This is a genomic window from Rhabdothermus arcticus (assembly GCF_055382915.1).
On the sequence record NZ_AP043808.1, the window covers coordinates 356691 to 383690 of the forward strand.

Sequence of the window (27000 nt, forward strand, 5' to 3'; positions counted from 1 at the left end):
GAGGTGTAGGCATGAAGGCTTGCCGGATCACGTTGAGCAAGATGGAAGGCTGCCCCGAGGTGGTCGCCGCCAAGGTGCGCGAGTGGATGGCCGGCCACCCGGTGGTCAAGGAGCTCGAGCTGCGCCCGGTCGCCGGGCACCGCTACTACGCGATCCACATCAACGGCAGCCTGGACCCGGTCCCCGGGGTGGTGCTCGCGGAGGAGGACCTCGAGGACCCCGAGGTCTTGCTGCGCACCCTGGAGGCCGCCTACATCGTCTACGACCACGAGGTCGGGGCGGTGGACTGATGCTGCGCTTTTACTGCAAGAAGACCTGCCGCACCTGCCAGAAGGCCCGCAGCTGGCTTGACGAGCGCGGGGTTCCCTACACCTTCATCGACTACACCAAGACCCTCCCGCCCGAGGACCTGATTCAGGCTATCCTCCGCGAGTACGGCCCGGACGCGCTGCGCAAGCGGCATAAGCGCTACAAGGAGCTCAAGGACCGCAGCCCGGACGCGTGGCTGGAGGCGATCAAGGCGGACCCCAACCTCTTGGTCCGCCCCATTCTGGTCTTCGAGGACGGCCACTACCTGGTGGGGTTTTCCCCCGAGCACTGGGAGGCGGAGCTCAAGGCGCGGCGGCTTTTGTAGCGGTATCGTAGGGCCATGAAGCCCGTGACCCTCCTGGACACCACCCTCCGCGACGGCGCGCTGGCGGAGGGGGTTTCCTTTACCCCCGAGGACAAGCTCGAGCTCCTCTCCCTGCTCGATCAGCTGGAGATCGACTACCTGGAGGCGGGCTGGCCCTACCAGTTTCCCGAGGACCTCGAGGTCTTCGCCCGCGCGGCGGACCTGGGGCTCAAGGGAAAGCTCACCGTGTTCGGCTCGACTCGGCGCCCGGAGACCGCGCCCAGCCGCGACCCCAACATCAAGGCCATGCTCCGCGCCGAGACCCCGGTGGTGCACGTCTACGGCAAGGCCTGGGAGCTGCACGTGGAGAAGGTGATCCGGACCACGCTCGAGGAGAACCTGGCGATGGTCCGGGACACCGTGGCCTTCTTCAAGGACCAGGGCAAGGAGGTGCTCTTCACCGCCGAGCACTTCTTCGACGCCTACCGCCGCGGCCCGGAGTACCCGATGGCGGTGGTGGAGGCCGCCCACGCCGCGGGGGCGGATCTGCTCGACCTCGGCGACTCCAACGGGGCGGCGCTTCCCCGGGAAGTCGAGGCAGGGACGCGGGCGGTGATCGAGGCCTTTGGGGACGTTCCGGTGGGGTTTCACGGGCACAACGACGCCGGGCTTGCGGTGGCCAACGCGATCGCTGCCCTCGAGGCCGGCGCCCGCCACGTCCAGGGATCGGTGGGGGGCTACGGCGCGCGCTGCGGGATTACCGACTTGGCCACGCTCTTGCCCATCTTGAAGCTGCGCATGGGGCTTGAGGTGGTTTCCGACGCGGCGCTGAGGCGCCTCACCCCGATCACCCGCAAGATCGTCAACCGGATCGGGGTCGGCGACCTCGACTACCATCCCTTCGTCGGCTACAAGGTCTTCGCCCACCGCACCCACGCGCACATCGCCGCGGTCCTCTCGGCCCCCGAGTCCTACGAGCCGATTCCACCCGAGGCGGTGGGGAACGAGCGACGGCTCTTGCTGCCGGGGATCGTCCGTGCCTCCTACCTCGAGGCCCTCGCTGCCCGCTACGGGGTGGACCTCTCCGAGGACACCGCCGCCAACCGCCGCATTCGCGAGGAGCTGGTTCGCCTGGAGGAGGCGGGTTACACCTTCGAGGACGCCGAGGCCAGCTTCGAGCTGACCCTGGGCAAGCTGACCGGGCGTTTCCGACCCTGGATCGAGGTCGAGCGCTTGCGGCTCTTCGAGGTCTTGCGGGGCCGGGTGCGCCCGGTCGTCGAGGCCTCATTGCGGGCACGGCTGGGCCAGGACGAGGAGTACGTGGCCGCGGAGGGCTCCGGGCCGGTGACGACGCTCTTTTTGGTCTTGCAGTCGGCGCTCAAACAGATGCAACCCCGCCTCGGCCCGCTCGCCGACCGGGTGGGGGCGCTGGATCTGCGCGCGGTGCGGGTGCGCACCTTCTACCCCCGCGGCCGCCGCGAGCTGCGGGCGAGGGTGACGGTGACCTTCGCGCTGGCCGAGCGCCAGTTCACCACCATCGGGATCTCCGCGGACCTGATCCAGGCGGTCTGGAAGGCCCTTTTGGACGGTGTGGAGTACGCGCTTTACACCGAGGCCGAAGCCCTCGGCGTGGCGCTTTGAGAGGGGGTTTGGAGCGATGGACGTCAGGAAGATCGGTGTCGTCGGTGCCGGGCAGATGGGTTCGGGGATCGCCCAGGTGGCGGCCCAAGCGGGGTTCGAGGTCGTCCTTTTGGACACCGAAGAGCGCTTTTTGGAGCGCGGGCTGGTCGCGATCCGGCGCTCGCTGGGCAAGTTTCTGGAAAAGGGCAAGCTCACGCAGGAGGCCCACGACGCGACCCTGAGCCGGATCAAGCCCACGCTGAACTACGCGGAGTTCGCGGACTGCGATCTGGTCGTCGAGGCGGTGGTCGAGAACGAGGCGGTGAAGGCCGAGGTCTTTCGCGCCCTGGACCGGGTGGTCAAGCCCGAGGGCATCCTGGCCTCGAACACCTCGTCGATCCCCATCACCAAGCTCGCCAGCCACACCCAACGGCCGGAAAAGGTCATCGGCATGCACTTCATGAACCCGGTGCCGCTGATGGTCCTGGTCGAGGTCATCCGCGGGCACAAGACCGCGGATGAGACCGCCCGGACGGTGGTCGAGGTGGCGCGCAGGATGAAGAAGACCCCGGTCGAGGTCAACGACTACCCCGGCTTCGTCTCCAACCGGGTCCTGATCCCGATGCTCAACGAGGCCATCCAGGCGGTCTTTGAGGGCGTCGCCACCCCGGAGGCGGTGGACGCGGTGATGCGGCTGGGCATGAACCACCCCATGGGCCCCCTGGAGCTCGCCGACTTCATCGGCCTGGACACCGTCTTGGCGATCATGGAGGTCCTCTACGAAGGCTTCAACGACGACAAGTACCGGCCCAGCCCGCTCCTAAAGAAGATGGTCCAGGCTGGGCTGCTCGGCAGAAAGAGCGGCGAGGGCTTTTACAAGTACGACGCGAAGGGGCGTCGCATCTAGCCTTGGACGAGCGCGCGGCCTTTGCCCAGTTGCAGCGGGAGGTGGACCTCCTCGGCCGCCTTCTGGGGTCGGCGATCCGCCGCTTCGAGGGGGAGGCGATGTTCGCCCTGGAGGAGGAGGTCCGCCTCCAGGCCAAGCACCTGCGGCAGCACCCCGGGGATGCCGAGGCCGCGCGCCGCTTTCTGGCCCTCATCCGGGGGCTGGACCTGGCCCAGGCGGAGACCTTGGTCCGGGCGTTCAGCCACTACTTTCACCTGGTGAACCTGGCCGAAGAGCATCACCGGGTGCGGGTCAACCGTCTGCGCGAGGCCCAGGCCACCCCGGAGCGGCCGCGTCCGGAGTCGCTGGCCGCGCTGGTCCGGGCGCTCAAACTGCGCGGGCTTTCCGCCGAGGAGGCCGAACGACTGCTCGCCTCCCTGCGGCTTTACCTCACCTTCACCGCCCACCCCACCGAGGCCCGGCGGCGCACCGTGCGCCACCACCTGGAGGCGATCTTTGACCTTCTCGACCGGACCCCGCTCGACGAGGCCGCGCTCAGCGCGCGCATCGACCTCCTCTGGACCACGCTGGAGCTCAGACGCACCCGTCCCACGGTCCAGGACGAGGCGAAGGGCGGGCTTTACTACCTCTTTTCCAGCCTCTGGGAGGCGATTCCACGGCTTGGCGAGGCGCTCAACCGGGCCTTTCGGGCGATTTACGGCCGGGACCCGCGCCTTGCCCCGCCGATCCGCTTTCGCAGCTGGATCGGCGGGGACCGGGACGGCAACCCCAACGTCACCCCCGAGGTGACCGCCTGGGCTCAGGATTACGCCCGGGACCGGGTCTTTTCGGGTTATGCCCGGCTCGCCGACGCCTTGATCGAGGACCTCTCGGTGGCCGAGGAGCGGGTGCGCTTTCCCGAATGGTTCCTTTCCCGGCTCGAGACCGTGGAGGATGCGCGCTTTGCCGGCGAGCCGCTCCGCCGCTACCTGCGGGCGATGGGGCAGAGGCTCCGCCAACGCGCCTACGACGATCCGGAGCTCGCCGCTGACCTCGGTGCGCTCTCGGGGGTGCTCGACGAAACCGGTCTCGAAGGGGTGCGGGCGACGTTCTTGGACCCCTTCGCGATGCGCGTCGAGGTCCTGGGGACCCGGGCCGCTCCCCTCGACCTCAGGGAGGAGTCCGCGGCCCACGCCGAGGCGGTGGCCGAGCTCTTTCTCGCCGCCGAGCATGGCGTCGACTACCTGGCGCTGGACCCGGATCGTCGAGCCGCGTTGCTCACCGAGGAGCTCAAGCGCCCCAGGCCGCTCCTCCCCGTGGGCTACGCGCCCCAGGGCGAGCCTCTGCGCCGCGCCCTGGGGGCCCTCCGGGTCTGGGAGGGAAAGGGCGCCTACATCGTGAGCATGACCCGCCACCCGGCGGATCTGCTCGAGGTCTTCCTCCTCGCCCGCGAGGTCGGGCATTACCGGGTGGGCCGGGGGCTGCCCTACGACGTGGTGCCGCTCTTCGAGACCCTAGGGGACCTCAACCGAAGCGCGGCGGTCGTTGCCAAACTCATCGAGAACCCGATCTTTCGCGCCCACCTCGAAGCACGGGCGGGCCTGGAGGTAATGATCGGCTACTCGGACTCCAACAAGGACGCCGGGTTCCTCGCCGCCAACTGGGCCCTTTTCTCGGCACAGCAAGCGATCTACGAGACCGCGCGCGCGGCCGGGGTGCGGGTCTTCTTCTTTCACGGCCGTGGCACCTCGACCGCCCGCGGTGGTGGGCCCGCCGGGCGGGCGATCCAGGGCCTGCCCCAGGGAAGCGTCGACCATCGCATCCGCCTCACCGAGCAGGGCGAGGCCCTGGCCGACCGCTACGCCCATCCCGAGCTCGCCTTTCGCAACCTCGAGCAGCTCCTTTACCACCTCGCCCTGGCGGTGGTCGGCGAGGCCCAACCCCTGGACCCGGACTGGACCGCAGCGATGGCGCGGGCGAGCGCGGCCAGCGTCGAGGTCTACCGTGCCCTGGTCGAGGCCGAGGGGTTTTTGACCTTCTTCGAGCAGTTCACCCCGATTCGCGAGATCGCAAGCCTCAACATCGCTTCCCGCCCGGTGTGGCGGCATGGCCGGGTCCACGACCTCAAGGACATCCGCGCCATTCCCTGGGTGATGGCCTGGACCCAGGTGCGGGCCAACGTCCCCGGCTGGTACGGCCTGGGCAGCGGTTTGGCGGCGGTCGAGCTCGACCGGTTGCGCGAGATGTACCGGGCGTGGCCATTTTTTAAGAGCGTGCTCTCGGCGGCGGCGATGAGCCTGGCCAAGGCCGACCTGGGGGTGGCCCGGGCCTATCTGCGGCTGGTGGAGCCGGGCCTCGCGGCGCGCGTGTTTCCCTTGATCGAGGCCGAGTTCGAGCGCACCAAGGCGATGCTCGAGGCGATCTTCGAGGCTCCCCTGCTGCACGATCAGCCCACCCTCGAGCGCGCGATCCGCTTGAGGAACCCCTACGTCGATCCCCTGAATCACCTCCAGGTCGAGCTCCTCGCCCGCTACCGGGGCCTGCCCGAGGGGCCTGAGAAGCAGGCAATCGAGCGGCCGCTGTTGATGACCCTCTTGGGGGTGGCAGCGGGTTTGCGCAACACCGGTTGAGGAAGGACGCCCTGACGGCCTGGCCTCCTTTGGATTGGTCTAAAGCGCAACCTTGATTGCCTCACAAAAATGCTTCCAAAAACCCCCAAGTTGGGGGATGCGGCGCGCCTCTCGCGTGGTTAACTTCCTTTGGTAAGGGATGAGGAGCACGCGCCGAAAAGGCTTGACCTTGCTGGAGATGCTGGTCGTCCTCGCCGTCCTGGGGATACTCTTGGCCCTTGGCTATCGCGTATGGGCGACGGGCTTTTACCTGCAAAAGGCCCGGGCCGAGGTCGAGGCACGCTTGCTGCGCGCCCGTACGGAGGCGATCAGGAAGGAGACGGTGCTGTACCTTCGGCGCGAGGGCACGGCGCTCGAGCTCTGTCAGGATGCGGCGTGCACGTCCCGCCTGGCGACGCTGAGGCCGGCGGGCGTTCGCTGGCTGGAGCCGCCGGATGGCACTTCAATCACGATCAGTGCGCTGGGTCGCCCGGATACGGGGCAAGCGTTTGTCTTCGAGCGCGGCGGCCGAAGCACGCGGGTTTGCATCAACCGCGCGGGGATGATCGGGGAGGATGCCTGTGAGGAATAAGGGGTTGACGCTCCTAGAGGTGCTGATCGCCCTCTTGGTGCTCGCGGTGGTGGGCGCGGCGGTCGTGGCGCTGCAGGTTTCCAGCATGCGCGCCAGCCAGAAGGCCCGGCAGCTCGAGCGCCTGGTCAACGCGATCGAGAGCCGGTTCGATGCCTGGAGAGCGGACCCCGGCCGTCTCGAGGGGGCGTGCAACGAAGAGATGGAGGTGGCCGGTGTGTCGGCGCGGTGCGTCCTCCAGCCTTGTGCGATTAGCGAAGCGGACCCCGACGCGCTGCTCTGCGGCCCGGGTCAGACGGCTGCGCTCTACCGCGTGGAGGTCAGCGTGGACCGGCCGCGTTTGCAGCTCTCCACCTACATACGCGCGGAGGGAAAACCGTGAGGACCGGCCCCCGCGGGTTCACCCTCGTGGAGCTCCTGGTCGCGGCGAGCATCCTTACCCTGCTCCTCGGGCTGGTGATCATGGCGCTTGCCTCCTCGAGCCGCCAAAGCCGGCTGCTCCAGCTGAAAAACCGCATGCAAAATGAGCTGGCCCTGGCCGCGCACGTCATGCAACGCGAGCTGCGCCTTGCGGGTTATACCCCGGACCCCGACCGGCGCGTCCCCGCGCCGCTCCGCCTTCAACGGGACGAAGGGGCTGTGGGGCTGGACCTCGGGTTCGTCTGCGACGGTGACATGGGGGCCCTCTACCCGCGAGACTGCGCGCCCGGGCGAGCGCTCCGCGTGGGCTATCGCTTCGATGCGCTTAAGGGCGTCCTCTCCTGGGGGCTTTGCCGCGGCGAGGGATGCACGCCCGTCGCCGACGCCCCCTTCCTCAAGGACGTCGAGGACGTGAGGCTCAGCTACCGCACGGGAAGCGGGTGGCAGCCCCTTCCCGAGGGCCATCGAGCGTTCGAAAGCGGGGTTTCCGCGGTGGCCGTCTACGCCCGCCTGGCCAGGGAGGTCAGCGGCGTACGCGCGCCTGTCTTCGAGGTTGGGGCCTCGCTGCCCGAAGGGTTTTCGCCGTCGGATCTGGGGCTTACCCCAACGCGCTATGCCGACGGCAAGCTCCGCGTCGAGGGGCTATGGGTCGTCGAAACGCCCAACCTGGGGGGTGAGTAGGAATGCGGCGAAAGAGCGGTTTTGCGCTGGTGGCGGCGCTCTCGGCGATGGTGATCTTGATGCTCTTGGCCGTCGCCATGTCGGTCTCCGCGGTGAGCACCTTGCGTTCGGGTGGGGATCTCTTGCGCAAGGCAGCGGCCCGCGAGCTGGCCGAGGCAGGGATCGAGCACGCGATCGTGCGTCTCGGAGACGAGGGTGACTTGCCTTCCAGGTTTGAAGGGGTCCTCGGCGAGGGGACTTATCGTGTTGAGGTCGAACGGCCGGCCGGCGCAGACACCTGGCGGGTGACGAGCACGGGCGTCTACGGGCCGGCCAAGCACACCGCGGTGGCGATCCTGCGCCTCTCGAAGCGTGAGGGCGATACCCAGCCCGATCCGCGTTTTAGCAAAGGATGGCTGACCGGCGGGCAGCTCGACGTGAACGGCAGCTTTGACCTCTACGGTACGCACCTGCATGCGGATCCTGGTTTTTTCCTGAATGGGGGGCTCGAGCGCTGTTCCGAGGAGGGAGGGTGCGAGAGCCTGCTCCCGAGTGATGTCTCCGCCGCAGACGGGATCCAAACCTACTGCGTTGCCAACTCTAGGTCTGCCAAGGCGGTGTGCCCTTGGAACGAGCAGACGTATCGGTTCGAACCCGCTACCCGGGTCTGCCCCATCTACGTGGTCCCCGACGATCCCAACCTGGTCTGCACCGACCTCATCACTGGAAAACGCGTGCGCTGGGATCAGGCCACGAGGATCACCGGGCCGAATATCGACGACTTGAGCCGGAAGGCCATGGGCGCCAGCGTGGCGACGCCCTACTACGACGCTCGTGACGCAGGTAAGTGCGATTTTTCCTTTTCCCGTTTGAACCCCGGGGTCCGCGACGAGCTTCGGGCCGCGCTGGACCGTCTCGGCGTGCCTTACGGACGCTACGAGATCACCGGCGACCTCGTGGACAAGTTCATCCGCGCGGTCAACGGCACCGGCAAGCGCATCTGCGTGGGCGGGCCGGTGGTCTTCAACCAAAGCGGTCTGAACCTCAAAGACCTGGACTTCTATGTGCAGGGCTCCTTTACCCTGAATGGATCGGGTCATTTGGAGGGTGTCCGGGTGGCCAGCAGCGATGCCATCATCCTCAACGGCCGCGCCACCCTCGAGGATTCCCGCCTGTACACGGCGAGCCGGTTGACCTTCAACGGGGAAATCGAGGTCATCGGGGACGCGACGCTGGCTTCCAAGGAGCCGCTCATCTTCAACGGGCGGACGCGCTTGAAAGATGGGCGCGGGCCGTTGATCGCCAGCGAGGGCTACATCATCATGAACGGCTCCATCAGCACCCCGGTGCCCGCCATCGTCTGGTCCGGGGACCGGGTGATGCTCAACGGAAGCGTGCGCATGGTGGGTGGGATCGTGAGCCTCAACGGCATCACCGCCAATGGGAGCGGCGTCTATAAGAGCCAGGCCATCGCGAATGGCGACATTCCCGAGGTTCCGGTTCCCGGCACGGGGGGCGTGGTGGTGCGTTCCCGGCGTTAGCCTTTTCTGCCGCGCGTGCTATACTGCCCCTTTATGAGCGAGGTCGTGCACGTCGTCGGTGGGGGGCTTGCGGGGAGCGAGGCGGCCCTCGCCGCTGCCCGCCTGGGAGCGCGGGTGCGCCTTTACGAGATGCGCCCGGGGAAGATGACCCCCGCGCACCGCAGCGATCGCTTCGCCGAGTTGGTGTGTTCGAACTCCCTTGGAGGCGAGGCCGAGACCAACGCCAAGGGGCTCTTGCAGGCCGAGATGCGGGCCGCGAACAGCGTGGTCATGGCCGCTGCCGACGCCGCGCGGGTGCCCGCGGGCGGGGCGCTTGCGGTGGACCGGGAGCTCTTTTCCCAGGCGGTGACCGAGGCGGTCAGCGCGCATCCCCGGATCGAGGTGGTGCGAACGGAGGTCACCGCGATCCCCGGGGACGGGGTGGTGGTCCTGGCCACCGGCCCGCTCACCTCCGACCCTTTGGCCGAGCATCTCAAGGCGCGCTTTGGCGATCACTTCCTCAGCTACTACGACGCCGCCGCGCCGGTCGTGCTCTTTGAGAGCATCGACATGGAGACCTGCTACTTCGCCGGTCGTTACGATCAGAGCCCCGATTACATCAACTGCCCCCTCGACGAGGCTGCGTACCGGCGGTTCTACGAGGCGCTGCAGCAAGCCCGCCGGCACCAGCCCCACGACTGGGAGCAGCTCGCGTTCTTCGAGGCCTGCGTGCCCATCGAGGAGCTCGGCCGCCGCGGCTACCAGACCCTGCTCTTTGGTCCGATGAAGCCCGTCGGCCTGCCCGATCCCAAGACCGGAACGCTGCCCTTCGCGGTGGTCCAGCTGCGTCGGGAGGATCGGGCGGGGCGGATGTGGAGCCTGGTGGGCTTCCAGACCGGCCTCAAGTGGGGGGACCAGAAGACGCTGATCCGGCTCATCCCCGGGCTGGAGAAGGCGGAGATCGTGCGCTACGGGGTGATGCACCGCAACACCTACCTTAACGCGCCGCGCCTCCTCCAAGCGGACCTCTCCTTCAAGGCCGCGTCGCGGATCCTGGCCGCCGGGGTCCTCGCCGGCGTCGAGGGGTATTTGGAGTCCGCGGCCACCGGCTGGCTGGCCGGGGTGAACGCCGCGCGCAAGCTTTTTGGTGCGGCCCCGGTCGTTCCCCCCGAGGTCAGCATGCTCGGAGGCCTGGTGCGCTTTTTGGCCACCGCCAACCCGGAGAACTTCCAGCCGATGAGCGCGAACTGGGGCCTGGTGCCTCCGGCCCCGGTCCGTGGCCCCAAGCGCGAGCGCCGCAAGGCGATGTTCGCCCGGGGCCTAGAGGCCTTCGAGGCCTGGCTCGCCGGCGCCCTTTCTCACGCCGACCTAACGCCGAGGCCATAACCTCGGCTTGATGCAAGGCATGCACGGCACGACGATCCTCGCCGTTCAGCGGGACGGCGTCACCGCCCTCGCCGGCGACGGCCAGGTCACCCTGGGGCAGACGGTGATGAAGAAGGGGGCGGTCAAGGTGCGCCGGCTCGAGGGCGGGGTCCTCGCGGGCTTCGCCGGAAGCGTCGCCGACGCCTTCACCCTCTTCGAGAAGTTCGAGGCCCAGCTCAAGGCGGCCAAGGGGCAGCTGCAGCGCGCGGCGGTGGAAACCGTCAAGCTCTGGCGCACCGACCGCGTGCTGCGCCGGCTGGAGGCAATGATGATCGTCGCTGACGCCCAGGATCTGCTCCTGCTCTCCGGCTCCGGCGAGGTGATCAGCCCCGACGAGCCGGTGCTCGGCGTGGGCAGCGGGTCGTCCTACGCGATCGCCGCGGCCAAGGCCCTCTTGCGCCATAGCGCCCTTCCCGCCGCGGCGATCGCCGAGGAGGCGCTGAAGATCGCTGCGGAGATCGACATCTATTCCGGGGGCCGGATCACCGTGCTCACCGTGGAGGCAAGATGACCGAGCTTACCCCAAAGGCCATCGTCGCCGAGCTCGACAAGTACGTGATCGGCCAGGACGAGGCCAAGAAGGCGGTGGCGGTGGCCCTGCGCAACCGCTACCGGCGCAAGCGGCTCCCCCCGGAGCTGGCCCGGGAGATCATTCCCAAGAACATCCTGATGATGGGGCCCACCGGGGTGGGGAAGACCGAGATCGCCCGCCGCCTGGCGCGGCTCGCCGGCGCGCCGTTTTTGAAGGTCGAGGCCACCAAGTTCACCGAGGTCGGCTACGTTGGCCGCGACGTGGACTCGATCGTCCGCGACCTGGCCGAGGTTGCCTATCAGCTGGTGATGCGGGAGAAGACCGAGGAGGTCGCCGAGGAGGCGACGCGCCGGGCCAACGAGCAGCTGGCCTCCCTCCTCGGCGTCTCGCCCTTCGAGGTCGCCGCCGGGCAACATGAGGATCGTCTGGTCGAGATCGAGGTCGCCGAGGAGCCGCAGATCCCGATGCTGGGCATGTTCGGCGCGGAGCAGATGCAGGGCCTCACCGACATGCTCTCCGGGCTCTTGCCCAAGAAGCGGGTGCGCCGCCGCATGCGCGTGAAGGAGGCCCGGGAGGTCTTGAAGGCCCAGGAAGCGGAGATGATGGTGGACCGCGAGGAGGTCAGCCAGGAGGCCGCCCGCCGGGCCCAGGAGGATGGGATCGTCTTCCTCGACGAGATCGACAAGATCGCGACCAAGGAGGGCTCGCACGGCCCCGACGTCTCCGGGGAAGGGGTGCAGCGGGACCTGCTTCCCATCGTCGAGGGCACGGTGGTGAACACCCGGCTCGGCCCCATCTCCACCGAGCACGTCCTCTTCATCGGGGCCGGGGCCTTTCACGTGGCCAAGCCCTCGGACCTGATTCCCGAGCTGCAGGGGCGCTTTCCCATCCGGGTGGAGCTCTCCTCGCTGAGCGCGGAGGACTTCGTCAAGATCCTCACCCAGACCGAGTCCTCGCTCTTGCGGCAGTACACCGCCTTGCTCGCCGCCGACGGAACCGAGGTGGAGTTTACGCCGGAGGCGATCCGGGCGATCGCCCAGTACGCCCACAAGGCCAACCAGCTGCTCGAGGACATCGGTGCTCGCCGGCTGCACACGGTCCTGGAGCGGGTGCTCGAGGAGATCAGCTTCCAGACCGACCTTGGCAAGGTCACGGTGACCGAGGCCTACGTGGAGGAGCGCCTGGCGCCGGTGATGCAGAGCCAGGATCTTTCCAAGTACATTCTTTAGGAGAACCTATGCGACGTTTGTTGATCCTTCCCCTCGCCTTCCTGATGGTCCTGGCCTTTGCCCAGGCCGAGAAGAAGCCGCTTTCCCCAGACGCCTGGGTGCTCTTGGGCAACGAGTACCTCGCGAGCTCGGCCTACGACGCCGCGCTCGTGGCCTTCAAGAACGCGCTCAACGCCGACCCCGATCGCGTCGACGCCCTTTACGGGCTGGGCGAGGCGCAGCTCAAGCTGGGGCTGGTGAACGCCGCGGTCGAGACCCTCAAACGGGCGGTCTCGCTGGACGCCCGCCACCTTCCGAGCTACCTGGCGTTGAGCCGGGCCTACCTGGCGCTGGCCCGCCGCGCCGAGGACCCGGCCACCGCCCGTCTCTACCTGGACCGGGCGCTGAGCGTGCTCAAGGACGCGGAGAAGCTGGCCGAGGGCGAGACCCTGGGGGCGGTCTACAACCAGATGGGCGTCGTCTACCAGCGGATGGGCCAGCCGGACCGCGCGATCGAGGCCTTCCGCAAGGCGATCGAGGCCAAGGGCGAAGACCCCCTCGTCCTCTACAACCTCTCGATCGCCTACCTCTCGCAGGGCAAGCTGGACGCGGCCTTGGCCGCGCTCAAGCGGGCGGTGGACGCGGCCCCGTATGACGGCTTTCTCTGGGCGCGCTACGGGGCCTTGTTGGCGGTGAAGGGGGACGCCGCCGCGGCCGAGGCGGCGCTTCGAAAGGCGGTCGAGCTCAGCCCCAAGAACCCCACCGCGTGGAGCTACCTGGGCCAGGTCCTGCTGCAGCGGGGCCGGGTGGACGAGGCCATCGAGGCGCTTGAAAAGGCGGTGGCGCTGGCCCCGCTCTCCCACCCCGAGGCCTACTATTACCTCGGCCGGGCCTACCTGAAGAAGGGGGACCACGAAAAGGCCCGCTTCAACCTCACCAAGGCGGTGGTCCTGGCCCCGGAGAGCCCGGACTACCACTACTACCTGGGGCTCGCCAACGAAAAGCTCGGGGACCTCGAGGGCGCGCGGGCCCAGTATCAGGAGGCCTTGAACCTCGATCCCAAGTACCAGCCTGCCAGGGAGGGCCTCGCCCGCGTGGGGGAGTAGGCCTTGCGGGTCAAGCTCTCCGCCTGGCTTCCCGAGTATGATCTGATCGAGCCTGAACAGGCCCCGAAGGTCCCGGGCACGCCCCGCGAGGCCCCCTGGGAGGTCAGGGCCGACCCCCTCGACGGGGGCGGACGCTGGGCCTTCGTTGACGGCGTCGAGCGGGTGGATGCCTTCGTCCAGGTCGAGGACGCTCCTGGATTGCTCTTTAGCTACGCGGTCGGCGCGGCGCTGCTCTCGCCGGGCGCGGCCGCCTTCTGGGAGCGGGTTGAGGTCGGGCGCGTCTTCCTCTCGCCGCTTGGCGTGGGGTTGGAGGCCGGTGGCCTGACCTACGCGGGGCGCGTCGCTCCCGAGGCGGACCGCGAAGCCTTGCTCAAGGCCGCCCGCAAGCTGCGCCGACGGGCCGAGGTGGCCTTTGCCCGGAGGCTCCTTGAGGCGCTTCCAGAGGTCCAGGTCGTCCACGACGGCCCGCTCTACTTCGAAGCCGCGCCGCCGCCCGCGGCCAGGGTCGGCTACATCAAGAGCCTGCATCAGGCCTACTTAAGCCCCGAGCACGCGGCGCTTTTGGCCCGCCTCGAACCGGGCCAGCGCTCCCCGGTCTTCCTCGTTCCCGAGGCCGCGCGGGGCACCCCAGTTCCCTTTTTCGCCTGGTATTTACGGCTGCCCCTCGAGCCCCGCGGCCCCTTCGCCGATCGGGCCGGGCTGGTGCGGCTCGAAACCGACGCCGCCGACGAGGGAGCGGCGATCCGGCTGGCGCGGGAGACCCTGGGGCTCTTTTTTCGGCTCGCCTCCAAGCCCCACCAGGACCCCCGGGCACCGGCCAACCTCCTGCCCGTGGCCCGGCTCGAGGCCGAGCTCAAGCGCCGTCTGGGCCACCGCGATCTGGTTCGTCGGAGGATCGCCGAGGCCCTTGCCGTGAGCGGGTAGGATACCCAGGGAGATGGACGCGATCGGTGTGGTCCTGGGCAGGCGCGAGGCCACCCCGCTGGGGTTCTGGGTGGGGGTGGCCTCGGGTCAGCGGCTCCGCCTCGACGACCTGGTCTTCGTCGAGAGCGACGGGGTGCGCTACTACGGCATGGTCGATCAGGTGTTCAAGCTTCACGAGGGCAGCCAGTTCGACTCCGACGCCTTTCTGGCGAAGGAGAACCTGATTCCGGTGAACACCGCCTACGTGGCCCACGTCAGCGTGACCCGGCTCGATCCCGAGGACTTCCGACCCCCGGAGCCCGGGGCACCGGTCCACTTGGCCCGGGGCGAGGCCTTGGCCAAGGCGCTCTACTACGACGCGATGACGGCGCGCCTGCCGGTCGGTCTGTTGCCCAATGGGGAGCCGGCCTACGTCAACCTCGAGTTCTTCGACGGCCGCCGCGGTGGGCACGCCAACATCTCCGGAATCTCCGGGGTCGCGGCCAAGACCAGCTACGCGCTGTTCCTCCTCTACAGCCTCTATCAGAGCGGGGTCCTAAAAAGCGCCCACAGCGCCCGCACCCTGCTCTTTAACGTCAAGGGGCAGGACCTCTTCTACCTCGACAAGAAGAATCGCTTCCTGAAGCCCGAGGACGCGGCGGCCTACCAAAAGCTCGGGCTTCCCGCGCGGCCCTTTGAGCGGGTGGCCTTCTTCGCCCCGCCCCGGCACGCCCCCGGAGAAGGGGAGATCGTCCCCTTCACCGTGCACCGCATGGAGGGCGTGGCCCCCTACTACTGGGACCTGGTGCAGTTCGCCCAGCGCCGTCTCCTGCCCTACCTCTTCGCCGACCGCGGCGGTATGACCAACCTGGCCTTCCTCGCCGAGCACGTCACCGAACGCTTGTTTCGCCTCGCCCGGACCCAGCGCGGGCCGGCGCTCTTGGTCGAGGACTGGGCCCTCCCGTCGGAGGACGAGCTTGGGGTCTCGGACTTCGACCATCTGGGGAAGACCCCCCTGGTGAGCTTCCAGGACCTCGTCAGCTACATCGAGTTCAAGCTGCTCGATGACCATGAGGGCCAGGGCGACCCGGCCTGGGTGGCGCGCCAGCACCGGGGGACGCTGGAGGCCTTCGTGCGCCGGTTGCGGGCCGCGGGCAAGGCGGTGGGGCCGCTGGTGCGCGGGGACAAGCCCGGCCGTCCCCCGAACCCCCTCGCCGGCGAGGCCCAGCTCCACGTCGTGGACATCCATCGCCTGCCCGCCCAGGCCCAGATGTTCGTGGTCGGGGCGCTTTTGAAGGAGGTCTTCACCGCGAAGGAGGAAAACCGCTACCAGGGCCAGGTCTTCATCGTCCTCGACGAGCTCAACAAGTACGCGCCCAGGGAGGGGGAGAGCCCGATCAAGGACATCCTTTTGGACATCGCCGAGCGTGGCCGCTCGCTGGGGGTGATCCTGATCGGGGCCGAGCAGACCGCGAGCGAGGTCGAGCGGCGGGTGGTGGCCAACGCTGCCCTTCGCGTCGTGGGTCGGTTGGACGCGGCCGAGGCCGAGCGGCCCGAGTACCGCTACCTGCCGGGCTCCTTTCGCGAGCGGGCCATCCTCTTGCCGCAAGGGGCGATGGTTCTGCACCAGCCGGAGGTCCCGGTCCCCTTGATGGTGCGCTTTCCCTACCCCGCCTGGGCGACGAAGCAGAGCGAGGTCGAAGAGGACTTCTCCGCCGACGCCCTCAGGGACGAGTTCGGGCTATGAGGCTCCTGCACACCGCCGACTGGCACCTGGGCAAGACCCTCAAGGGCATCGATCGCACCCCGGAGGTCGCCGCTGCGTTGAAGGAGCTCTTGGCCCTGGTTGAAGCCGAGCGGGTGGACGCGGTGATCGCCGCCGGCGACCTCTTCGACCACCCCAACCCCAGCGCCGAGGCCGAGGCCGCGTTCTACGACTTCCTCGCCGGGCTGAAGGGGCTCGGGGTGCCGCTCTTCGCGGTCGCCGGGAACCACGACGCCTACAGCCGCTTCGAGGCCCTGGCCCCGATGGCCCGGCACCTCGGGGCCGAGCTCCGGGGCCGGTTGCGGTTCTTCGAGGAGGGCGGGGTCAGCGACTTCGCGGGGATGCGGGTGGCGGCGCTGCCCTTCGTCTCCGAGCGGCGGCTGATCCGCGGCCGCGAGCTGCTGGCCGCCGACGCCGGGAGGGAGATGCAGCGCTACGCCGAGCTAATGCGGCGCCTGATGGCCAACCTCGCGCAGGGCTTTACCCAGGACCGAATCAACCTCCTGGTCGGGCACCTCACCGTGGACGGCGCCGCGCTCGGTGGCGGAGAGTTTCGCCTCTACGTGGGGCAGAGCTACGCGATCCCTCCGACCGCCTTTCCCGAGGGCGCAAGCTACATCGCGCTCGGCCACATCCACCGGCAGCAGCAGGTGGGGGACGTGGCCTGGTACGCGGGCTCGCTGATCCAGTTGGACTTCGGGGAGGCCGAGGATGCTTCCCGGGGGGCGCTGCTCGTCGAGCTCGAGCCCAGAAGGCCGCCGCGGGTCCACCCGGTCCCGGGGTTCGGGCGGCCCCTGCGCACGTTCCGCTTCGACCTCGAAACCCTCGACCGGCGGATCGAGGAGGTGGCCCGCTTTCCCGGCTACGCCCGGCTGATCTTGAAAGGGCGCGGGGACGCCGCCTTGAGGGCGCGCATCCTGCGCGACCACCCGCACCTTCTGGAGGTCGTCTTCGAGGCCGAGGGCGAGGCGCTCGCGCCGTTGGAGACGCCGCGCACGCTCTCGCTCATGGAGGCCTACGGGGCGTATCACCGGGAGGCTTACGGCGAGCCCCCGGAGGCCGCGCTCGAGGACGCGTTCAGAGAAGCCCTGGAGGAGGTCCATGAGGCCGATCGCGCTTAGGCTCGCGGGGTTTGGCCCCTACCTCGAGCCGGTGGAGCTGGACTTCGCGTCGCGCACGCTCTTCGCCATCACCGGGCCCACCGGGGCCGGGAAGTCCACGATCCTCGACGCGTTGGTCTTCGCCCTCTTCGCCAAGACCCCGCGCCTGGGGCGGTATCACGAGGGGCTTCGCCATCCCGGCGCCGAGGTGACCTGGGTGCAGCTGGACTTTGCCATTCAAAACGAGGTTTACCGGGTCACCCGGCGCCTGGCCAAGCGCAGCGAGCACCGCCTTGAGCGCTATACCGGAGCGGCATGGAAGGTCCTTCCGGAGAGCGAGAAGGTCAAGACCCTCAACCGCAAGATCGAGGCCCTGCTGGGCATGGACTTCGAGGCCTTCACCCGGGCCGTCCTCCTCCCGCAAGGAGCCTTCGACCGTTTTTTGCGGGGCGATCCCAAGGAGCGCAAGGACCTTTTGAAGACCCTCTTCGGTCTCTCCCAGCTGGACGCGATGCAGGAGGTCGCGCAAAAACGCCGCGGCGCGCTCCGCGAGGCCCTGGAACGGCTTGAGGGTGAGCGCGAGGGCCTGCGCCTGGAACGTGCTCCCGAGGAGCTGGAGGCCGAGCTCCTCGACCTGCGCCGCAAGCTCGAGGCCAAGACCGCGGCCAGGGCACGGTTGGACAAGGAGCTCGAGACGCTGCGCCGGCTGGCCGAGGCCTTCGCCGCGCTTTCCCGTGCCGAGCGCCGCCTCGAGGGGCTGCGGCTGGAGGCCGAGGAGGTGGCGCGCTTGCGACGCCGGGTCGCGGACGCCGAGCGGGCCCGGCCGCTCTTGGCCCGGGAGGCGGAGGTCAAGCGGGAACGGGCGCGAAAGGCCGCGCTCGAGGCCGAGCTCAAGGCCCGCAGGACGGAGCTCGAACGCCTTGAGGGCGAGCTCGCCGCCCTGCCCCAGGTAGACGAGGCCGCGCTCGCCGACCGCTACGCCGAGCGCGAGGCGATCAAGCAGCGGGTCGAGGCGGCGCGGCGGCTCAAGCCCTGGCGTGCCCGGCTGGCGTCCTTTGCCCCTCGCCAGCAGGGGGTGGCCTTCGATCCCGAGCGGGCGGCGCGTCTGCTTCGCGCCTGGGAGGTCAGGAGCGCGCTTTTGCGCGAGACCGAACGGCTCGCCGCCGAGGCCGAGGCCAGCACCCGCCTGGAGGCGGCGGTCAAGGAAAAGCGCGCGCGGCTCGCCGCGATCAAGACCGAGGGCCAGGCGCTCAAGGCGACCCTGAAAAGCTTGGAAGAGCGCATCCAGGCGCTGGGCCTCGCCGCGCACCGCCACCTCTTGCAGATTGGGGCGCCTTGCCCGCTTTGCGGCCAGCCGGTGCGCGCGTTGCCCCGGGCCGAGGTCGCGGCCCTCGCGCCCTTGGAGGCCGAACGCGAGGCCAAGTCCCGGCAGCTCGAGGACCTGGGCGAACGCTACCAGCAGCTGCTCAACGAGCTCGGTAGGGATGAGGGGCAGCTCACCTCGCGCCGCGCGGTGCTCGAGGAGCGGCGGGAGCGCGTGGCCACCCTGCGCGCGCAGCTCTCCGAGTTGCTCGAAGGCGAGGACCCGGGCGCGCTCGAGGTCGCCCTCGGGGCCTTGAGAGGGGCTTTGGAGGCCGAGCTTGCCGGCCCGGACCCCGCCGAGGCCTTGAAGCGCGTCGAGGCGGCGTTGGCCCGGCTGCATCGGGCACAACAGGCGCGCGAGCGCCTACAACGAGCCCTGGAAGAAGCGCGGCGGCAGGTGGCGGCGCTCGTCGCCAAGGACGAGGAGCTCTCGCGCCACCTGGCGCGCCTGGAAGAGGAACTCGCTACTGGAATCGAGGCGCTCGGCCTACCCTCGCCGGAGGCCCTCGGTGCGCTTCGCCTGACCGACGAGGAGCTCGCGGCCCTGAAGGCGCGCGTCGAAACCCACGACCGGGCCGTGGTCGAGGTGGAGGCGGAGATCAAGGCCTTGAGGGCGACCTTGGCGGGTAAGGCCCCGCCAGAGGAAGGTGCGCTCGCCGAGAAAGCGCGCGCGTTGCAGGCATTGGAGGCTGAGTTGCAGGGCCTGGCCCACGAGATCGGCCGCTTGGATCAGGCCCTGCAGCACGCCCGCGCGGTCGAGGCCCGCAGGCGCACCTTGGAAAAAGAGATTGCCGGGATCTCGGCCAAGCTTTCGATCTGGGAGCGGCTCAGCCTCGATTTGCGGGGCGACCGCTTTCCCGAGTTCCTCCTCAAGCACTACCAGCAGGGCCTCTTGGCCCGGGCCTCGGAGATCCTCGAGGGCCTCTACCACGGGCGCTACCGGCTGGTGAGCGACGGGGGCGAGTACTTCGTCCAGGACACCTGGACCCAGGGGGTGCGCTCGGTGCGCACGCTCTCCGGCGGGGAGTCCTTCTTGGCCTCGCTGGCGCTCGCGCTGGCCCTCTCCGAGCAGCTCGCGGCCGAGGCCCCGGCGGCGCTCTTTTTGGACGAGGGGTTTGGCGCGCTGGACCGGGACGCGCTCGAGGTCGTGGCCGAAACCCTCGCCGAGCTCCCGCGCGGGGGGCGTATGGTGGGGATCGTGACCCACGTGGCGGAACTGGCCGAGCGCATGCCGGCGCGGCTGGTGGTGGAGAAGTCCCCCGCGGGCAGCCGGGTGCGCTGGGTGGAGGGGGAATAGCATGGGCGTGATCACCCGTTATCTGGACAAGGCGATGGAGGCCGCGGAGTACGACTTGAAACGAGGACGCGTCCGCGGTCGGATCAAGGCCCTCTCGGCGGAAGCCGAGGGGGAGAACCTCGAGGCCGCGCGGCGCGCGTTGAGGGAGGCGCTTGAGGCCCGCGTCGTCGAGGCCCTGCGCGTCGGACTGGAGCTGCCGAGCTTTGGCGGGGTGACCCTGGCCCCGCCGGTGGACCGGATGGAGCAGATCCGGCGTATGGCCGAGGGCATCCTGAAGCTCGTGCAGCCGGAGCCGGTGCGACGCACGCGGACGGATCTGAAGGGCTACCTCGCTCAGCGCGGGGTCGAGGTCCTTCCCATCCTCCCCGAGGACGAGGAACGGGAAAAGCTCCTCAACCGCCTAGCCTTCTTCATGGGCGAGCGCTACCCCAACGTGGCCCGGCTCTACGACCGGGTGAAGTGGAGCGTGGCCAACAAGCGGCGCTTCGAGCTCTCCTTGAAGTCCGCTTCCGAGGCCGAGATCCGCGACTCCACCCAGCTGGCCACCGACCTCAAGAAGTACGCGCTCCTTACCAGCTACTACTACAAGAGCGAGGACCGGAGGATCGTCGGCAAGGCCCGGGGCTCGGGTTGGGAGGCCCAGTTCCTGACCGGAGGATGGTTTGAACGCTACGTGGAACAAAAGCTGACCAAGGCGCTACGCGCCAAGAACCTGCCCTTCGAGGCCCTGGCCCGGGCGGTGGTCATGCTCCCCGGTGAGCAGAAGGCCGAGCTCGACCTGCTGCTCTGGGTCAAGGAGCGCCTTTTCTGGTTCGAGACCAAGACCGGGGAGTTCACCAGCGATCTCTCGCGCTACGTCGAGCTGCAGGAGGTCCTCGGGGTGCCCCCGGAGCAGGCCTTCTTGGTCCTGCTCGACGAGAGCGAGCAACGCACCAAGGAGCTCACCGCGCTGCACCGGGTGCGGGTGGTCAACCGCGCTGGGCTGGTCGAGGCCTTCATGGACGCGCTTGCCAGCGCAGCAAGCGCCGATTAGGTTCAAGCCGTGGGCGGCCGCCTGCTCAAGAACACCGCCTTGATGATGGCGGGGACGCTGGTGAGCCGGGCCTTCGGCCTGGTGCGTCAGGCGGTCTTCAACAACCTCTTCCCCGATGGCGTCAAGGACGCCTTCAACGTCGCCTTCCGGGTGCCGAACCTCTTTCGCGAGGTGCTCGCCGAAGGGGCGGTGACCAACGCCCTGATCCCCAGCCTGAAGGGGCTGGACCCCGAGCAGCGGACCGGCTTTGCCCGCCGCTTCTTTGGCCTGTTGCTCGGCGCGGACCTCTTGGTCGTGGGGTTGATCGTGCTCTTCGCCCCGATCTTCGCTGAGCTGCTCATCGCCCGGGACGCCCCCTTGGATCGCCGTCTGGTCGTCCACTTGATCCGCGTGCTGGCCCCGTTCCTGCTCGCGGTGAGCCTGGCGGCCTTCTTTTCCGCCTTGCATCAAGAAAAGGAGCGGTTTTTCTGGCCCGCGTTCGCCCCGGTGGCCTTCAACCTGGTGGCGATCGCCCTCATGCTGGCCTTTCCCGGACAGGCCACGGCGCTGGCGCTGGCCTTCGTCCTTGGGGGGTTCGCCCAGGCGGCGGCCTCGGCGGTGGGGCTCAAGGGACTGGGCCTCGCCTGGGGGCTCGATGCCCGGGTGCTGGCGGCGCTGGGGCTGATGCTGCCCTTCGTCTTCACCACCTCCACCCGGCAGCTGGTCAACCTGGTGCTCACCGCGCTGCTCACCGCCTACCCGCGCGCGGCGGTCACCGGGTTCTACAACGCGGAGATGGTCTACCTGATGGTGCTCGGGCTCTTTTCGGTGAGCCCGGCCATGGCGCTCTTCCCCCGCCTGGCGGCGGCGGGCTCGGGATTCGGGCGCTTGCTCGGGGAGGCCCTGGAGCGGGTCGGGGTGGTCCTCGCCGGCCTTTCCGGATTGCTCTTCGCGCTCGCCCCCTGGGTCGTCGGGGTGCTCTTCGCCTGGAGCCCAGCGTTTAGCGCCGCGAACTTTCGCTTTTCCAGCGAGGCCCTGATGGCCCTGGCCTTGGCCGTCTTCCCCTGGGGGGTCTATGCCCTTTTGGTGCGCGGGCTCTACGCCAGGAAGGCGATCTGGGTCGCGGTTCGGATCTCGGTCGCGGTCTTCTTGCTGAACGCCGCGCTCTACTATCTTCTCGCGCCCCGGGGGATGTTCGCGCTCAACCTGGCGACGGTGGCCGCCGGCTGGGTGGGGGTGTCGCTCCTCTTCGTCGCCCTGCGGGAGGAAGGGCTTATGCGCATCTGGTCCGGCTGGGCCAAGGCGCTCGGTGCGGCCGGGTTGGCCGCGGCCGCGGCTCGGCTCACCGCCGCCGTCGCGGGCCCCCCGGGCGTGGCCTGGGAAAGCCTCTGGCCGCTGGCCTCCGGGGGGCTGGTGGGGGGGCTGGTCTACCTCGGCCTCGCCGAGGGGCTGGGCCTGACCCGGGTCCTAAGGCGTTAGCCGGGTGCGGTCGCGGGGGAAGGCCCGGGCGTAGCGCACGTTGGGCAGGCCGAGCAGCTTTTGCGTGAAGCGCTCGGCGCCGATGGCGAAGCCGCCGTGGGGTGGCATGCCGTAGCGGAAGACCTCGAGGTAGTCCTTGAAGGCCTCGACGTTCATCCCTTTCTTCTCCAGCTGACGAACGATCAGCTCGGGTTGGTGGATGCGCTGCCCCCCCGAGGTGACCTCGAGCCCGCGAAAGAGCAGGTCGAAGCCCCGAGTGAGGCCGCCGTCCTTGGGCATCGTGTAGAACGGGCGGACCTCCTCCGGGTAATCGACGACGAAGACGAAGTCGGTGGCATATTTCTCGGAGAAGTACGCGCCGAGCGCGCGCTCGGCGGCATCGTTCAGGTCCTCACCCGTTCCCACCCCGAGGGCCTTCACGATCTTCTTGGCCTCGGCGTAGGGCACCCGAGGGAAGTGCTTCGGTACCTTGGGCCAAGGGGCGTCGAGCAGCGCCAGCTCGTTGGCCGCGCGCGCCTTGACCTCCTCGAGCATCGCCTGGATCAGCGCTTCCTCCAGGCGCATGACGTCCTCTTCGCTCTCGATGAAGCCCATCTCCACGTCGAGGGAGAGGTACTCGTTGAGGTGGCGGCTGGTCGCGTGTTCCTCGGCCCGCCAAACCGGGGCGACCTCGTAGACGCGCTCGAAGACCCCGACCATGATCTGCTTGTAGAGCTGCGGGCTTTGCGCCAGGAAGGCCGGGCGACCGAAGTAATCAACCTCGAAGAGGTTCGACCCCCCTTCCGCGCCGGCGGAGACGATCTTGGGGGTGAAGATCTCGGTGAACCCCTCGGCGTCGAGGAAGTTGCGGAACCCCCGCACCAGCGCGGCCTGGACCTTCAGGGGCGCGCGGGCCTTCTCCCCGCGCAGCGAGACGTAGCGGTAGGTGAGGAGGGTCTCCGGATGGGCCCGCCATTCCTCCTTGGGGATCTCGACCGGGGTGGGTCGTTCCGCCGGGGCGAGGACCTCGATCTGCTCGGCCTGCAGTTCATAACCCCCTGGGGCCTTCTCGCTCTTCGCGACCCGCCCGCGCACCTTGATCGCGGACTCGGGCATCGGCAGCCGCTCGCGGCGGTTGAGCACCGCCTGCACCACACCGCTCTTGTCCCGAACCAGGGCGAACTGGATCCCGCCGAGGTCGCGGCGCCAGTGCAGCCAGCCCCAGACCTCGACGACCTCGCCCTCGTGCTCTTTGACCTCGCTCGCCAGTACCCGCATCTCGTTCCCCCTATCGAAGGACCCCCGGCCAAGGTGGGCGGCCGGGGGTCCTGGGCTTGCCCCCGCGCTAGCGATTGGCGTTCAGCGCGCGCACGTCTGCAAGTTTATGCGGGGGCGCCTCAGGGGTCAAGGCGCTCCCAGGCCATGATCAATCGAGCCGGGTTCTCCACCTCGCGGGCAAAGAAGACCTCGAAGGTCTCCTCGCGCCGCACGTACTGCCCGGGCACGCCGGCGAGGGTCTTCTCGGCGACCGCCTCGGCGACGATCCGCCGCTTTTCCAGACGCACCTCGCCCTGCTCCGAGAGGTAGACCGCGAGCTGGGTCCCGTCCTCGTGGCGTCGGCCGACGACGTAGCGGGGGGTCGTCTCCACCTCGTAGCCAAGGGCCTCCAGGAGTTCGATCAGCGCGTTCACCGCACCACCTCGATCTGGTAGGGGGACCGTACCCGGATCTCCGGGCGGCCCCGGTAGGCCTCGACCCGGCCGGTGACCCGGATCGTGTGGCCGATCAGGGCCTGGGGGTCGAGGGGCGTGGGTCTTGGCAAGAGGATCACGAAGCGCTGCTCGGGCGCGAAGAAGAGGCGGAAGAAGCGCCGGGTTGCATTCACCCCGAGGACCCGCCCTTCGACGATCACGATCTGCCCCAGGTAGCGGCCGGCCACCGAGGGCGGCACGGGCTGCGCCGGAGCAGAAGCCAGAGCGCCGGGCCGGGCCGCGGCCCAGTCCCGTGCCATCGTCTGGGCGAGGCGGTCCAGGGCCGGACCCGGGGTGAGCTCCCCGCCGAGCTCGCGGTTGGCCTCGAGCGCGGTGGGGGTGAAGTTCTGCGAGCCGACGAAGGCCCGGCGTCCGTCCACCAGCATGGCCTTGGCGTGGACCTTGAGCCGATCCAGGTAGCGTAGCTCGGCCCCGGCCCGCCTAAGGCGCTCGGCGAGGGGGCGGAAGTAGGTGTCCCCGGGCCGTGGCCGGCTGCCCAGAAGGCGCACCCGCACCCCCCGTGCCAGCGCCCGTTTCAGCGCCCGATAGATGCCCTCGTCGGTGAAGCCGTTCTGTTCGATGAAGATCTCCCGCTTTGCGTCGTCGATCATCGCCGTCAGGCGGCTCCGCGCGTTGCCCTCGAAGACCGGGTTCAGGATCCCCAAGACCCGCTCCGGGCTCCAGATCAACCGGGCGTTTCGGAGGCCGAGGGGGGCCTCGTCCCAGTCCGCGGCAAAGACCCGCTTGGCTTCCTCGATCCAGGCGGGGTCGTCGCTCAGCACCGCGTACTCCCGGTTGGTCTTAAAGCTGCTCTTGGTGAAGTTGCCAGTTGAGAACCAAAGCCAGCGGTCGTCGATCCGCAGGCTCTTTTCATGCAGGTTCAAAAAGCGCAGAGGGGAGCTTAGCCGGACCTCGATCCCAGCGGCCTTGAGCGCCTTGAGCACCTTAGGGTCCTGTCCGTAGCCGGGGTCGTGGTCCAGGAGGACGCGGACCCGTACCCCTCGGCGCACCGCGTCGCCGAGGGCCTCGACCAGGTCCATCCGTCCGCGGGTCCAGAGGTACATCTTGATCTCGATGCGTTCTTGGGCCGAATGGATCAGCGCCTTGAGGTAGCCCACCCCGTCGTCGGGTTCGACGTAGAGGCGGGGTGCGGCGAGCGCTAACCCGAAGAGAAGGAAAAGCCCAAGGACGCGCCTCATGCCTCCTCCGGGGGCGCGGGATCGGGCACGGTCTGGCCCAGGTAAGGGTTCGGGAGCTTGATCAGGGTCGCGGCCTGGAACGCCGCCTCGACCAGGCCGGGAACGTCGAGCCCGGCCTCGGCAGCGTCCAGGGCCTCGGGGGTGGCGCGGGTCGCGGGGCGGCGGGGCTCGAGGAAGCTGCAGCAGTCCTCCTGGGGGAGGACGCTGATCTCGTAGGTCCGGATGCGCTTGGCCTCGGCAATGACCTCGGTCTTGTCCATCCCGATCAGGGGGCGGAGCACCAGGGCGCTCACCGCTTTTGAGACCGCGTGGAGGTTTTCAAGCGTCTGGCTGGCCACCTGCCCCAGCGCGTCCCCGGTGATCAGCGCCCCGGCGTGCTCGCGCTCGGCGATGCGCTCGGCGATGCGCAGCATGAAGCGGCGGTAGAGGAGGGTGCGGTACTTTTCCGGGCTCTTGGCGAAGATCTCCGCCTGCACCCCGGCGAGGGGGACCAGGTAGAGCCGGGCCCCGCCCTGCCAGCGGGCGAGGACCTCGGCCTCGCGCTTGGCCTTGACCGCGGAGGCGAAGTCGGTGTGCGGGTAGGAGTGGAAGTGCACGAAGCTGCTCTTCGCTCCCCGCTTCATCATGCGCCAGGCGGCGACCGGGGAGTCGATGCCCCCGGAGAGCAGGGTGAGGACCTTGCCGCTGGCGCCCACCGGGAGGCCGCCGGGACCGGGGTGGCGGTCGCGGCTGGTGTAGACCCAGGCGCGGTCCAGGGCGAACTCGAGGTAGACGGTGACGTCCGGCGTCTTGAGGTCCACCGGGACCCCGGTGGCCTGGTGGATGCGGGACCCGACCAAGCGCTCGGCCTCGATCGAGGTGAAGGGCAGGCGCTTGTTGCCCCGCTTGGCGGAGACGCGAAAGGAGCGGGCGTCCTTGGGAAAGCGCTTTAAGGCGAGCACGGCGAGGGTCTCGAGGTCCGGCGGCGCCTCATAAGCGAAGGCGAAGTTGGCCAGGCCGAACACCGTGGCCAGGCGCGCGGCAAGCGCCTCTTGGTCCAGCCCCTCGACGCCCCGGACCACGAGCCGCCCGGGCAGCTTGGAGACCTTGACCGGGAGTCCGACCAGCGCCTCCTGGACCCGGGAGAGCAGGATCTGCTCGAAGCGGTGCCGGTTCTTCCCCTTGAGGCTGATCTCGTGGTAGTGCAACAGAACGACTTCTAGCGCGTCCACTGGAAGAGCCTCCGGGCGTTGGCGTCGGTTGCGGCCTCGATCTCGCGGAAGGGTAGGCCGAGGAGATCGGCGAGCTCGGCCAGGGTGTAGATCACGTAGGCCGGCTGGTTGTCCCGTCCGCGTTTGGGCTCCGGGGTGAGGTAGGGGGCGTCGGTTTCGACCACGATTCGTTCCTTGGGAATCTCTCGGGCCAGCTCGCGCAGGCGCTTTTTCTTTTTATGGGTCAGGTTGCCCGCGAACGAGACGTAGCCCCCAAGCGTGAGCGCGGTCTCCAGGAGCCCCTCGTGGCCCGCGAAGGCGTGGAGCACGAAGCGGCGCGGTCGGGCCGCGCGGAGCCAGTCGGCGAGGGCCCGTTCGGCGTCGTCCCGGCCGTCTTTGGAGCGCACGTGGAGGATCAGGGCCAGGTCCAGGTGCTTGGCCAGGTCGTGCTGGAACTCGAGCGCCCGGAACTGCGCCTTGGGACTGGCCTTGTCCCAGTAGAAGTCCAGCCCGGTCTCGCCGACGGCCCGCACCCGGGGATGGCGGGCAAGCTCGGTGAGGGCGGCCTCGACCTCGGGCGAGAACTGTTCGGCAGCGGTGGGATGCAGTCCCACCGCGGCGTAGACGTTATCGTTCTGCTCGGCGTAGCGGATCGCCCGCAGGCTGCGGTCGGCGTCGGTGCCCACCGTAAGGACCGCGGCGAGGTCCCGGGCCCGGGCCAGGGCCAGCGCGGGGTCCGGGTGCAGGTCGAGGTGGGTGTGGGTGTCGGTCATCG

24 protein-coding genes are annotated in these 27000 nt (G+C 69.0%); 19 read left to right on the forward strand and 5 right to left on the reverse strand.

The window, feature by feature from the left end; translation table 11 throughout:
• Positions 1 to 11: 11 nt before the first annotated feature.
• The 19 genes from ACZ48Y_RS02000 (at position 12) to murJ (ending at position 22106) form a co-directional block, all read left to right on the forward strand.
• Positions 12 to 290, forward strand: a complete 279-nt coding sequence (locus tag ACZ48Y_RS02000) for a hypothetical protein (RefSeq protein ID WP_464741653.1) — start codon at positions 12 to 14, stop codon at positions 288 to 290.
• Positions 290 to 634 (forward strand): arsenate reductase family protein, encoded by a 345-nt coding sequence (locus tag ACZ48Y_RS02005; protein WP_464741655.1) that lies wholly within the window; start codon positions 290 to 292, stop codon positions 632 to 634. The genes ACZ48Y_RS02000 and ACZ48Y_RS02005 overlap by 1 nt, the downstream gene beginning before the upstream one ends.
• Before the next feature lie 15 nt (positions 635 to 649).
• A complete protein-coding gene (gene cimA, locus ACZ48Y_RS02010) occupies positions 650 to 2254 on the forward strand; it encodes a citramalate synthase (RefSeq protein ID WP_464741657.1) in 1605 nt (534 codons plus the stop codon).
• Positions 2255 to 2270: 16 nt separating this feature from the next.
• Positions 2271 to 3140, forward strand: a complete 870-nt coding sequence (locus ACZ48Y_RS02015; RefSeq protein WP_464741659.1) for a 3-hydroxyacyl-CoA dehydrogenase family protein — start codon at positions 2271 to 2273, stop codon at positions 3138 to 3140.
• Between the two features lie 2 nt (positions 3141 to 3142).
• Positions 3143 to 5749, forward strand: coding sequence for a phosphoenolpyruvate carboxylase (locus ACZ48Y_RS02020; RefSeq protein ID WP_464741661.1), 2607 nt, complete (start codon positions 3143 to 3145; stop codon positions 5747 to 5749).
• Positions 5750 to 5927: 178 nt separating this feature from the next.
• Positions 5928 to 6320 (forward strand): GspH/FimT family pseudopilin, encoded by a 393-nt coding sequence (locus ACZ48Y_RS02025; protein WP_464742770.1) that lies wholly within the window; start codon positions 5928 to 5930, stop codon positions 6318 to 6320.
• Positions 6310 to 6699 (forward strand): prepilin-type N-terminal cleavage/methylation domain-containing protein, encoded by a 390-nt coding sequence (locus ACZ48Y_RS02030; RefSeq protein ID WP_464741663.1) that lies wholly within the window; start codon positions 6310 to 6312, stop codon positions 6697 to 6699. Before ACZ48Y_RS02025 ends, ACZ48Y_RS02030 begins: the two co-directional genes overlap by 11 nt.
• Positions 6696 to 7418 (forward strand): PilW family protein, encoded by a 723-nt coding sequence (locus ACZ48Y_RS02035; RefSeq protein WP_464741665.1) that lies wholly within the window; start codon positions 6696 to 6698, stop codon positions 7416 to 7418. Before ACZ48Y_RS02030 ends, ACZ48Y_RS02035 begins: the two co-directional genes overlap by 4 nt.
• 2 nt (positions 7419 to 7420) lie before the next feature.
• Positions 7421 to 8938 carry a type II secretion system protein gene (locus ACZ48Y_RS02040; protein ID WP_464741667.1) on the forward strand — a complete coding sequence of 506 codons (1518 nt, stop codon included), beginning with the start codon at positions 7421 to 7423 and terminating at the stop codon, positions 8936 to 8938.
• Positions 8939 to 8971: 33 nt separating this feature from the next.
• Positions 8972 to 10303 (forward strand): methylenetetrahydrofolate--tRNA-(uracil(54)-C(5))-methyltransferase (FADH(2)-oxidizing) TrmFO, encoded by a 1332-nt coding sequence (gene trmFO / locus ACZ48Y_RS02045; protein WP_464741669.1) that lies wholly within the window; start codon positions 8972 to 8974, stop codon positions 10301 to 10303.
• A 10-nt stretch (positions 10304 to 10313) separates the two neighbouring features.
• Positions 10314 to 10853: an ATP-dependent protease subunit HslV gene (gene hslV / locus ACZ48Y_RS02050; RefSeq protein ID WP_464741671.1), complete on the forward strand. Its 540-nt coding sequence runs from the start codon at positions 10314 to 10316 to the stop codon at positions 10851 to 10853.
• The gene (locus ACZ48Y_RS02055) at positions 10850 to 12103 is read left to right on the forward strand and encodes an AAA family ATPase (protein ID WP_464741673.1); all 1254 of its coding nucleotides are present in this window, start codon (positions 10850 to 10852) and stop codon (positions 12101 to 12103) included. Before hslV ends, ACZ48Y_RS02055 begins: the two co-directional genes overlap by 4 nt.
• A gap of 8 nt (positions 12104 to 12111) precedes the next feature.
• On the forward strand, positions 12112 to 13188 hold the full coding sequence (locus tag ACZ48Y_RS02060) for a tetratricopeptide repeat protein (RefSeq protein ID WP_464741675.1): 1077 nt from the start codon (positions 12112 to 12114) through the stop codon (positions 13186 to 13188).
• A 3-nt stretch (positions 13189 to 13191) separates the two neighbouring features.
• Positions 13192 to 14112, forward strand: coding sequence for a hypothetical protein (locus ACZ48Y_RS02065; RefSeq protein ID WP_464741677.1), 921 nt, complete (start codon positions 13192 to 13194; stop codon positions 14110 to 14112).
• A gap of 13 nt (positions 14113 to 14125) precedes the next feature.
• Positions 14126 to 15838, forward strand: a complete 1713-nt coding sequence (locus ACZ48Y_RS02070; RefSeq protein ID WP_464741679.1) for an ATP-binding protein — start codon at positions 14126 to 14128, stop codon at positions 15836 to 15838.
• A complete protein-coding gene (locus ACZ48Y_RS02075; RefSeq protein ID WP_464741681.1) occupies positions 15835 to 16977 on the forward strand; it encodes a metallophosphoesterase family protein in 1143 nt (380 codons plus the stop codon). Before ACZ48Y_RS02070 ends, ACZ48Y_RS02075 begins: the two co-directional genes overlap by 4 nt.
• Positions 16958 to 19615, forward strand: a complete 2658-nt coding sequence (locus ACZ48Y_RS02080) for an AAA family ATPase (protein WP_464741683.1) — start codon at positions 16958 to 16960, stop codon at positions 19613 to 19615. Before ACZ48Y_RS02075 ends, ACZ48Y_RS02080 begins: the two co-directional genes overlap by 20 nt.
• A gap of 1 nt (position 19616) precedes the next feature.
• Positions 19617 to 20648 carry a hypothetical protein gene (locus ACZ48Y_RS02085; protein ID WP_464741685.1) on the forward strand — a complete coding sequence of 344 codons (1032 nt, stop codon included), beginning with the start codon at positions 19617 to 19619 and terminating at the stop codon, positions 20646 to 20648.
• Between the two features lie 21 nt (positions 20649 to 20669).
• Positions 20670 to 22106 (forward strand): murein biosynthesis integral membrane protein MurJ, encoded by a 1437-nt coding sequence (gene murJ / locus ACZ48Y_RS02090; RefSeq protein WP_464742772.1) that lies wholly within the window; start codon positions 20670 to 20672, stop codon positions 22104 to 22106.
• Here murJ and aspS read toward each other — a convergent pair.
• The 5 genes from aspS to ACZ48Y_RS02115 all read right to left on the reverse strand — a co-directional run bounded on the left by aspS (position 22095) and on the right by ACZ48Y_RS02115 (position 26998).
• Positions 22095 to 23363, reverse strand: a complete 1269-nt coding sequence (aspS, locus tag ACZ48Y_RS02095) for an aspartate--tRNA(Asn) ligase (RefSeq protein ID WP_464741687.1) — start codon at positions 23361 to 23363, stop codon at positions 22095 to 22097. The genes murJ and aspS overlap by 12 nt on opposite strands.
• Before the next feature lie 119 nt (positions 23364 to 23482).
• The gene (locus ACZ48Y_RS02100) at positions 23483 to 23776 is read right to left on the reverse strand and encodes a hypothetical protein (protein ID WP_464741689.1); all 294 of its coding nucleotides are present in this window, start codon (positions 23774 to 23776) and stop codon (positions 23483 to 23485) included.
• A complete protein-coding gene (locus ACZ48Y_RS02105) occupies positions 23773 to 25035 on the reverse strand; it encodes a phospholipase D-like domain-containing protein (RefSeq protein ID WP_464741691.1) in 1263 nt (420 codons plus the stop codon). The genes ACZ48Y_RS02100 and ACZ48Y_RS02105 overlap by 4 nt, the downstream gene beginning before the upstream one ends.
• A complete protein-coding gene (gene thiI / locus ACZ48Y_RS02110; RefSeq protein WP_464741693.1) occupies positions 25032 to 26246 on the reverse strand; it encodes a tRNA uracil 4-sulfurtransferase ThiI in 1215 nt (404 codons plus the stop codon). The genes ACZ48Y_RS02105 and thiI overlap by 4 nt, the downstream gene beginning before the upstream one ends.
• Complete coding sequence (locus tag ACZ48Y_RS02115) at positions 26234 to 26998, reverse strand: TatD family hydrolase (protein ID WP_464741695.1); 765 nt, start codon at positions 26996 to 26998, stop codon at positions 26234 to 26236. The genes thiI and ACZ48Y_RS02115 overlap by 13 nt, the downstream gene beginning before the upstream one ends.
• Positions 26999 to 27000 lie beyond the last annotated feature (2 nt).

Bases quoted from the DNA above. Each gene is read 5' to 3' on its own strand.
- ACZ48Y_RS02000 (WP_464741653.1), top strand. From the start codon at position 12: ATGAAGGCTTGCCGGATCACGTTGAGCAAGATGGAAGGCTGCCCCGAG.
- ACZ48Y_RS02005 (WP_464741655.1), top strand. From the start codon at position 290: ATGCTGCGCTTTTACTGCAAGAAGACCTGCCGCACCTGCCAGAAGGCC.
- cimA (WP_464741657.1), top strand. From the start codon at position 650: ATGAAGCCCGTGACCCTCCTGGACACCACCCTCCGCGACGGCGCGCTG.
- ACZ48Y_RS02015 (WP_464741659.1), top strand. From the start codon at position 2,271: ATGGACGTCAGGAAGATCGGTGTCGTCGGTGCCGGGCAGATGGGTTCG.
- ACZ48Y_RS02025 (WP_464742770.1), top strand. From the start codon at position 5,928: ATGCTGGTCGTCCTCGCCGTCCTGGGGATACTCTTGGCCCTTGGCTAT.
- ACZ48Y_RS02040 (WP_464741667.1), top strand. From the start codon at position 7,421: ATGCGGCGAAAGAGCGGTTTTGCGCTGGTGGCGGCGCTCTCGGCGATG.
- trmFO (WP_464741669.1), top strand. From the start codon at position 8,972: ATGAGCGAGGTCGTGCACGTCGTCGGTGGGGGGCTTGCGGGGAGCGAG.
- hslV (WP_464741671.1), top strand. From the start codon at position 10,314: ATGCAAGGCATGCACGGCACGACGATCCTCGCCGTTCAGCGGGACGGC.
- ACZ48Y_RS02055 (WP_464741673.1), top strand. From the start codon at position 10,850: ATGACCGAGCTTACCCCAAAGGCCATCGTCGCCGAGCTCGACAAGTAC.
- ACZ48Y_RS02060 (WP_464741675.1), top strand. From the start codon at position 12,112: ATGCGACGTTTGTTGATCCTTCCCCTCGCCTTCCTGATGGTCCTGGCC.
- ACZ48Y_RS02070 (WP_464741679.1), top strand. From the start codon at position 14,126: ATGGACGCGATCGGTGTGGTCCTGGGCAGGCGCGAGGCCACCCCGCTG.
- ACZ48Y_RS02075 (WP_464741681.1), top strand. From the start codon at position 15,835: ATGAGGCTCCTGCACACCGCCGACTGGCACCTGGGCAAGACCCTCAAG.
- ACZ48Y_RS02080 (WP_464741683.1), top strand. From the start codon at position 16,958: ATGAGGCCGATCGCGCTTAGGCTCGCGGGGTTTGGCCCCTACCTCGAG.
- ACZ48Y_RS02085 (WP_464741685.1), top strand. From the start codon at position 19,617: ATGGGCGTGATCACCCGTTATCTGGACAAGGCGATGGAGGCCGCGGAG.
- aspS (WP_464741687.1), bottom strand. From the start codon at position 23,363: ATGCGGGTACTGGCGAGCGAGGTCAAAGAGCACGAGGGCGAGGTCGTC.
- ACZ48Y_RS02105 (WP_464741691.1), bottom strand. From the start codon at position 25,035: ATGAGGCGCGTCCTTGGGCTTTTCCTTCTCTTCGGGTTAGCGCTCGCC.
- ACZ48Y_RS02115 (WP_464741695.1), bottom strand. From the start codon at position 26,998: ATGACCGACACCCACACCCACCTCGACCTGCACCCGGACCCCGCGCTG.